The sequence below is a fragment of the Amycolatopsis sp. NPDC051061 genome (assembly GCF_040682935.1).
Lineage (GTDB): Bacteria > Actinomycetota > Actinomycetes > Mycobacteriales > Pseudonocardiaceae > Amycolatopsis.
Genome location: NZ_JBFBBZ010000106.1, coordinates 1 through 8081, shown reverse-complemented (window position 1 = coordinate 8081; position 8081 = coordinate 1). Strand labels below are relative to the sequence as shown.

The following is an 8081-nucleotide window of genomic DNA, read 5'->3' as shown; positions in this document are numbered from 1 at the left end:
GTGCGGCCCCCCCCCCCCCCCGGGGCTTTATCGGCCTTTATACGGTGGCGGAGATTTCACGTGAAAGCTCCGCCACTGTATGTCAGAGGGTGATGCCGAGGAGGGCGTCGACGGCGATGCGGATCAGGCCGGGTGCCGCCGGGTCCGTGCCGTCGCGGCGCAGGGCCTCGCTCGCCCACGCGTCGATCGCCGCCAGGGCCTTCGGTGTGTCGAGGTCGTCGGAGAGGTGGTCGCGCAGCCGGGAGATCGTGTCCTCCGCGGACGGGCCGGTGGGCAGTGCGACGGCTTCCCGCCAGCGGGCCAGGCGGCTCTCCGCCCCGGTCAGCAGATCGGCCGACCACGGCCGGTCCTCGCGGTAGTGGCCCGCGAACAGCGCCAGCCGGATCGCGCCCGGGTCGACCTGGTCGGCGCGCAGCCGCGAGACGAACACCAAGTTTCCGCGCGACTTCGACATCTTCTCGCCGTCGAGGCCGATCATCCCGGCGTGCACGTAGTGGCGGGCGAACGGCCCGTCCTTGGCGACGGCCTCAGCGTGCGCCGCGCTGTACTCGTGGTGCGGGAAGATCAGGTCGGAGCCGCCGCCCTGGAGGTCGAACCCGAGGCCGAGGCGGTTGACCGCGATCGCGCTGCACTCGATGTGCCAGCCCGGGCGGCCCGCGCCCAGCTCCGACTCCCACGACGGCTCGCCCTCTCGGGCCACGCGCCACAGCAGCGCGTCCAGCGGGTGGCGCTTGCCGGCGCGGTCGGGGTCACCACCGCGCTCGGCGAAGAACTTGGTCATGGTCGGCTCGTCGTAGTTCGACTCGTAGCCGAACTTGCCGGTCGCCGTGTGATCGAAGTAGATGTCCGGGAACTCCGGGTCGTCCGCCCGGTAGGCGGCGCCGCCCGCGAGCAGCTTCGCGATGACCTCGACGATCTCGGGGATACTCTCCACCGCACCGACGAACTGCTTCGGCGGGAGGACGCGCAGCGCGGTCATGTCCTCGCGGAACAGCGCGGTCTCGCGCATGCCCAGCACGACCCAGTCGTCCTGATCCCGCTGGGCGCGCTCGAGCAGCGGCTCGTCGATGTCCGTCACGTTCTGCACGTAGTGGACGTCGTGCCCGTTGTCCCGCCACACGCGGTTCACCAGGTCGAAGGCCAGGTACGTCGCGGCGTGCCCCAGATGCGTCGCGTCGTAGGGCGTGATGCCGCAGACGTACATCCGGGCGGTGGCGCCGGGTGCGGTCGGGCGGATCTGCCCGGTGGCGGTGTCGTGGAGCCGCAGCGGGCGGGGGGTGCCGGGGATGCGGGGCACGTCGACCGATGACCAAGTCTGCATACCCTCGACTGTAAGCGCTGCCCCCGCCACCCTCCCGCCCGGTGGGACTGCTCCCCCACGTGGAGCAGCGGTTACTGCCGGCGTGCGACGTTCGCCACGATGGCGTCGCGGACGAACGCCCCGACGCCCGGCCGCTGCTCGTCCTCCCGGACGAGGAACCCGAGCTGCACCGGCTCGGTGACGTACAGCTCGCCGATCCGCCGCTGCGTCTCGTCCGAGCACTCGCCCATGACCTTGGCGAGCATCGCCCGGTGCTCCTCGGCGAGGTCCATCGCCTCGGTGCCGTCCGGCGCGCCGCCCGCGTCCCGCAGCGCGGTCAGCCGGCGCACCCACTCCCGGCGGGCCGCTTCCCCGGCCGCCAGGTCCTCCTTGGACGGTGGGGTCGCGCCCTGCCACTCGGGCGTGTCGCCCCACCGCCGCGCGGCCTCTTCCGCGTAGCCGTCCGGCTCGCGGAACCCGCCGAACACTTCGAACTTCTCCTCGGACGTCAATGCGTTGCCCATGGCTCTCGCCTCCATCGCGCGATCGACGGCCGCGACCATCCGCCCGAGCTCGCCGATGCGCGCCACCAGCAGCTCCCGCTGCCTCTTCAGGTGCGCGCCGGCGTCGGTGCCCGGGTCGTCGACGAGGGTCGCGATCGTCTCGAGGGGGAACCCGAGCTCCCGGTAGAACAGGATGCGCTGCAGCCGGTCGAGATCGTCGTCGTCGTAGCTGCGGTAGCCCGAGCTCGTCCGCCCGCTCGGGCTGAGCAGGCCGATCTCGTCGTAGTGGTGCAGCGTCCGGACGGTGATCCTGGCCAGTGCGGCGACCTTGCCCACGGGATGCCCCATCGGTTCCCCCTTTCCTCTCCGGCCGTGCGGCCCTTGCGGTGACCACGGTGGTACCTCACGCGACGTCAGGGTCAAGCGTCACCCTTCCGTAGCCGTCGCGCCGCGGCGAGCGCGGTTAGCCTGGCCCGATGAGCACGGAGGTCGCGGTGGGCATCGCGGGTGCGGTGATCGCCCTGGTCACGGCGCTCGTCCTGTACCTGCGCCCGCGCCGGGCACGGTCGGTTCCCGAGCCCCGGACGGTGCCCCGCGACCTTCCCCGGGAGCCACTGTCCGCTGTGGACCGCGGCGCGCTGCTGGCGCGGATCGAGGAGACCTTCGAGTCGGGCCGGTTCTGCGTCCTGCACGGCGGAAGCGGCGTCGGCAAGACCCACCTGGCCGCCGCGTTCGCCCGTGGCAGCCGCTCCCCCGTGGTCTGGGTCGCGGCGGAAGACCCGGCGAACGCCCTCCTGGCGTACGCGGAGCTGGCCGGGCCGGTCGGCCCCGACGCCGAATCGGCCGCCCGCGCGGGCTTGGCGTGGTTGAACAGTCTCGAGGGCGCGGTCGTGGTCTTCGACGGCGCGACCGACCCGGACGCGCTCAACCGCTGGCTGCCCGCCCGCGCCCGGGTGCTCGTCACGACCACCGTGCCGGACTTCGAGGTCCTCGGCGGCACGGTCCCGGTCGGCGGGTTCGACGAGGCCGAAGCGATCCGGTTCCTCGGCGCGCGAGCGGGCCGGGGAACCGACGACGCCACCGCGGACGTCGTGCGGGAGCTGGTCTGCCTGCCGTTCGCGCTGGCCCAGGCGGGTGCGGTGATCCGGCGGCAGGGCTTCGCGGGCTACCTCGACCGGCTGCCGCACACGCCCCCGTTGGAACGGGACCCGGGCGAGGTCCACCCGGCCTGCGTGGAGGACACGACGCTCGCCGCGCTGCGGATGGTGGCGGCCCGGGACAGCCGGGCCCTGATCGTCGCCGAACTGCTCGCGGTGCTCGCTTCGCGGGGCACGCGCCGCGAGCTGGTGCACCGCGTGGGACCGGACCCGGTGGCGGTCGACGCGGCGCTCGCCGGTCTCGCCGGAGCGTCCCTCGCGGAGTTCGACGTCCGCGGGGGCGTGGTCGTGATGCACCGGCTGACCCAGCGGGCGGTGCTCGGCCGGCTGCACGCGGAGGAGCGGCTCGCGCCGGCCCTGGACCGGGCGTTCGACGTGGTCGAGGCGGGCGACCCGGCAGTGGCCCTCGTCGGCCACTCCGCCGCGCTGTGGCGCCACTTCCGCGCGCTGCCGTCGGCCGCGCTCGCCCCGCGGCTCGCCCGGATCCTGCGGCTGCGGCGCCGCTCGGTCGAGCTGCTGGCCGAGGCGGGCGCGTTCGCACAGGCCCGCGCGCTCGGCCGTGAGGTGCTCGCGGACCACCACGCGTACCTGCCCGCCGGGCACGAGGACACCGCCCTCGCCGCGCGGTGCCTTCACCGGGCGGGCGAGCGGGTTCGCCGGGCCGGCTGACGGGGTTCGGCGACGCGGAACGCGCGGTGGTGGCCGACCAACCACCACGACACCCTTCGCCGGGCGGGCGAGCAAGTTCCCCCGCCGCACCCGCCGGCCGCGGGTCAGCGACGCCGGGTACGCAGGTAATCCCCGACCACCGCGGCACCCAGACCGTCCAGGTCCGGGGCGACCACCCGGCCACCCGAGCGGCGGGCGATGACGTCCACGAACGCCGTCAGCCGTGGGTCGTCGCCGAGGCGGAACACCGTCACCGAGGCGCCCAGCTTGGCCAGGCGGTCCACTTCGGACAGTGTCTTGTGGAGGGTCCTCGGTTGCGGCGGGTAGTCGAAAACCGCCTCACCATCCGGTTCCAGGTGCGCCGTCGGCTCGCCGTCGGTGACCATCAGCACCACCGGCTGGGCGTCCGGGTGCCGGCGTAGGTGCTGCCCGGCCAGCAGCAGCGCGTGGTGGGCGTTGGTGCCCTGCTCCCACGCGCCCTCCAGCCCGATCAGCTCCGGCAGCTCCACGGACATCGCGTGGCGCCCGAAGGTGATCAGCTGCAGCGCGTCGTTGCGGAAGCGCGTGCTGATCAGCTGGTGCAGCGCGAGCGCCGTGCGCTTCATCGGCAGCCAGCGGCCCTCCTGGACCATCGACCACGACGTGTCGACCAGCAGCGCCACCGCCGCGCGGGACCGGTGCTCGGTCTCGACCACTTCGACGTCCTCGACGTCGAGGCGGACCGCGCTCTCCCCCACCGACACCGACCGCAGCACGGCGTTGCGGATCGTCCGCGGCACGTCCCAGGGCTGCATGTCCCCGAACCGCCACGGCCGCGACGCGCCGGTGGGCTCGCCGGCCGCGCCCGCCGACTCGGTCTCGCGATCACCCGTCTTGCCGCGCAACGCGTTCACGACGTCCGACAGCGCCGTCTCGCCCAGGCGCCGCAACGCCTTGGGTGACAACCGGAGCGTCCCGTCGGCGGCCCGCTCGAACAGGCCCTGGCGGCGCAGCTCACGCTCCAGTTCGGACAGTCGCCGCGCGTCGACGCCGGCGTCCTTGCCGAGCTGGCGTTCGAGCGACTCCAGGTCGATGTCCTCCAGCCGCGCCCCGGGGTAGGACTGGCCGAGCTGCTCGGCCAGCGCGTCCAGCTCGGCGAGATCCGCCATCGCCTGGGCCCCTTCGCCCATGCCCAGCGGGTTCTTGCCGCGGAAGCGCTCCGAGCCCGTCCAGTCCTCGCCCGGCCGCGCGGCCCGCAGCTGACTGTCCAATTGGGACAGCTGCTGCGCGAGACGCGGGTCGCCGAACGCCTGCTGGGACAGCTCGGCCAGTTCGGCCCGCTGCTCGGCCGACATCGAGTTGAGCATCCGCTGGGCCGCGGCGGACCGTTCGGCGAGCGCGTCGATCAGCTCTTCGACGGTGCGCGGGTTCTCCGGGAAGAACTCGCCGTGCTTGGCCATGAAGTCGTCGAACCGCTCCTGGATGTCCTCGGCGCCCTGGGCGTGCGCGGCCAGGAGATCGTTGAGGTCGGAGAGCATCTCGTTGATCCGCTCGACGTCCTCCGGGCCGGCGTTCTGCAGCGCCTGCTTCATGCCCTGGAAGCGCGACTCCATCAGCTCCTGGCCGAGCAGGTCGCGGATCTGCTGGTAGTTCTCCCGGCCCTGCTCCGACCGCCAGTCGTACTCGGAGAGCTCGTTGACGGCCGCGGCGGTGCCCGACGGCAGCGCGTCCAGCTGGGCTTCGCGGAAGCGCGCCTCGTCGTCCGGGTCCGGGAACAGCTCCCGGCGTTCGGCGTCGAGCGCTTCGCTCAGCAGGCGCTGGACCTCCTGCAGGGTGCCGTCGAGGTTGTTGCGCCGCTGGATCTGCGACCGGCGCTGCCAGAGACGCCGGGTCAGCTCGTCCAGGCCCGACGTGCGTTCGGTGCCGCGCCGGAGCAGCTCCTCCAGCGCGGACCGCGGCGACGACCCGGCCATGACCTCGCGGCCGATCTCGTCGAGCGCGTCACGCAGGTCGGCCGGCGGCGCGAGCGGGTCCGGCCCGTCGTGCCACGGGCCGTAGGAGTAGCCGTCGGGAAGCGGGACCGCGGTCATCGGCCGTAGACGGTCGTCGCGTCGTCGGAGTCCTTGGCCAGCCTTCGGGCCAGGAACAGCGATTCGAGGGCGAGTTCGACGGCGGCCGCGATCCGGCCGGCCGGTTCGTCCGGAGAGACGCCGGCCCGCCGGGCGACCTCGTGCAGCACCGGAAGCTCCGGCAGCGCCTTGAGGACGTCCTCGCCCGGCACGCGCTCGCCGGTGGCGACCAGGTGTCCCTCGGCGACGGCGTCGGCCAGCGGCCGCAGGTCGAGCCCGGCGAACCGCTCGCGGGCGGTCTCGGCGACCGCGCGGCGCAGCAGGTGCACGAGGTGCTCGATTTCGCGGCCTTCCTCGCCCGCCTCGAACTCGATCTTGCCGCGCAACACCGACGGCACGGCGTCGAGGTCGACCGGCCGGGCCACGGCGGGTTCCTCGCCGGTCAGCGCCGAGCGGCGCAGAGCCGCGGCCGCCACGGTCTCGGCCGCCGCGACGGCGAACCGCGCCGACACGCCGGAGCGCTGGTCGACGGCGGGTGATTCCCGGAGGTTCCGGACGAACCGGGCGATGATCTCCAGCAGCGGCTCGCCGACCTCGGCGACGAGGTGCGCCTCCTGCCGGACGACGGCCACCTCCGACTCGACGTCGAGCGGGTAATGGGTGCGGATCTCGGCGCCGAAGCGGTCCTTGAGCGGGGTGATGATCCGGCCGCGGTTGGTGTAGTCCTCGGGGTTCGCGGTCGCGACGAGCAGGACGTCCAGGGGCAGCCGCAGCGTGTAGCCGCGGACCTGGATGTCGCGCTCCTCCATCACGTTGAGCAGGGCGACCTGGATGCGTTCGGCGAGGTCGGGCAGCTCGTTGATGGCGACGATGCCGCGGTGGGCGCGCGGGACCAGCCCGAAGTGGATGGTCTCGGGGTCGCCCAGGCTGCGGCCTTCGGCGACCTTCACCGGGTCGACGTCGCCGATCAGGTCGCCGACGGAGGTGTCCGGCGTGGCGAGCTTTTCGGTGTAGCGCTCGGAGCGGTGGCGCCAGGCGACCGGCAGCTCGTCACCGAGCTCGGCGGCGCGCCGGATCGACGCGGGCGTGATCGGCTGCAACGGGTGTTCGCCCAGCTCGGAGCCCTCGATGACGGGCGTCCACTCGTCGAGCAGGCCGGCGAGGGTGCGGAGCAGGCGGGTCTTGCCCTGGCCGCGTTCGCCGAGCAGGACGACGTCGTGGCCGGCCAGCAGCGCGCGTTCGAGCTGCGGCAGCACGGTGCGGGAGAACCCGACGATGCCGGGCCAGGCGTCTTCGCCCGTCCTGAGGGCGTCGAGGAGGTTGTCGTGGATCTCTTGCGCGATGGGCCGCGGCTCGTACCCGGCCGCGCGCAGGGCCCCGGCGGTGCGGGGAAGAGCGTCTGGAACTGCGTTCACCCGTTCGACGCTACTGCCGGATCGCCGGTGCGTCGATGTGGAGCGACTCCAGCGTGGGCGCGCTGCCGCGGTTGGGGGCGGGCCGGTAAAATAGGGCGTCGTGTGCCGTCCCAGTGCGACCTTCGCCGTCTGGTCCGCCGCGTGGCTGAACGGAGCCGCCGCGTCCGACGATGTCCTCGACGCCCTGCTCGCGTGGGGTGAAGCCCACGACGTCGTGGCAGCCGATGCGGCCGCCGCGGAGGCGTTCACGCTGCCGCTGGCCTTCAACCGCGCGGCCACCCCGGTCCAGCTGCTCATGGCCTTGCGTTCGCAAGGAGCGAAAAGCATGTGGCTGCTGCTCCCGGTCCCGGGCGACGTCCGCGGCCTCGGCGGCGGCGGCCCGTTCGCGGAGGCGGCGCTGCGCGCGGGCGACGCGGTGGTCCTCCCGGAGCTCGGTTTCGGGCTGGTGCCGCAGCCGATCGCCGAGGGTCTGGTGCGCTGGACGGTCTTCTCGCTGCCCTCGGCGGCCGCGCCCGAGTACGTCGGGCTCAGCGAAGCCGAGCACGGGCTGACGGACGCGATCCGCAACAGCGCGGGGGCGCTGCAGGCGCTGGACGTGGCTTCCGACCGGCCGGGGGTGCGCGCGGAACTGTCGGCGCACCTGCGGTCCCGCCCGGACGTCGACTGGCCGGCGGGCACGCCGGGGCGGGCGTTGCGGGTGCTGCAGCGGGCGGAGGAGATCGCGGCGATCCTGGCGATCGCGTCGTCCGACGACCCGGGTGGAGCGCTGTCGGCTTCGGCTTCGTCGCTGCGGGCCCAGGCGCTGCGGCCGCTGTCGGAGGCGGTGCGGACCGCCCGGTGCGCGGCGGTCAACGAGGCGGTGCGGGTGTTCGCGGAGCAGACGGCCCGCGAGGGCTGAGGTCTCCAGCGCCCCAAGGTGGCCTTGGTTGCGTTGAACGCACCGAAGGGCCCCTTGGGTGCGTTCAACGCACCGAAGGCCACCTTGGGGC

At 73.6% G+C, this 8081-nt stretch carries 6 protein-coding genes; 2 read left to right on the top strand and 4 right to left on the bottom strand.

Annotated features, from left to right (window positions below):
- Positions 1–82: 82 nt before the first annotated feature.
- Both mshC and AB0N03_RS51610 read right to left on the bottom strand, forming a co-directional pair.
- A complete protein-coding gene (mshC, locus tag AB0N03_RS51615) occupies positions 83–1321 on the bottom strand; it encodes a cysteine--1-D-myo-inosityl 2-amino-2-deoxy-alpha-D-glucopyranoside ligase (RefSeq protein ID WP_364388834.1) in 1239 nt (412 codons plus the stop codon).
- Positions 1322–1392: 71 nt separating this feature from the next.
- Positions 1393–2151 (bottom strand): MerR family transcriptional regulator, encoded by a 759-nt coding sequence (locus AB0N03_RS51610; RefSeq protein ID WP_364388832.1) that lies wholly within the window; start codon positions 2149–2151, stop codon positions 1393–1395.
- A gap of 128 nt (positions 2152–2279) precedes the next feature.
- Between AB0N03_RS51610 and AB0N03_RS51605 the strand changes: the two genes are divergently transcribed.
- Positions 2280–3629, top strand: coding sequence for a hypothetical protein (locus AB0N03_RS51605; protein WP_364388829.1), 1350 nt, complete (start codon positions 2280–2282; stop codon positions 3627–3629).
- Positions 3630–3733: 104 nt separating this feature from the next.
- On the opposite strand, the gene AB0N03_RS51600 is transcribed toward AB0N03_RS51605, so the two are convergent.
- On the bottom strand, positions 3734–5698 hold the full coding sequence (locus tag AB0N03_RS51600; RefSeq protein ID WP_364388827.1) for a VWA domain-containing protein: 1965 nt from the start codon (positions 5696–5698) through the stop codon (positions 3734–3736).
- Complete coding sequence (locus AB0N03_RS51595) at positions 5695–7092, bottom strand: ATP-binding protein (protein WP_364388825.1); 1398 nt, start codon at positions 7090–7092, stop codon at positions 5695–5697. Before AB0N03_RS51595 ends, AB0N03_RS51600 begins: the two co-directional genes overlap by 4 nt.
- Positions 7093–7192: 100 nt before the next feature.
- Between AB0N03_RS51595 and AB0N03_RS51590 the strand changes: the two genes are divergently transcribed.
- Positions 7193–7990 (top strand): hypothetical protein, encoded by a 798-nt coding sequence (locus tag AB0N03_RS51590; protein ID WP_364388823.1) that lies wholly within the window; start codon positions 7193–7195, stop codon positions 7988–7990.
- The last annotated feature ends 91 nt before the right edge of the window (positions 7991–8081 follow it).

Coding starts and splice junctions, on each gene's coding strand:
- mshC (WP_364388834.1), bottom strand. CDS start 1,321: ATGCAGACTTGGTCATCGGTCGACGTGCCCCGCATCCCCGGCACCCCC.
- AB0N03_RS51610 (WP_364388832.1), bottom strand. CDS start 2,151: ATGGGGCATCCCGTGGGCAAGGTCGCCGCACTGGCCAGGATCACCGTC.
- AB0N03_RS51605 (WP_364388829.1), top strand. CDS start 2,280: ATGAGCACGGAGGTCGCGGTGGGCATCGCGGGTGCGGTGATCGCCCTG.
- AB0N03_RS51600 (WP_364388827.1), bottom strand. CDS start 5,698: ATGACCGCGGTCCCGCTTCCCGACGGCTACTCCTACGGCCCGTGGCAC.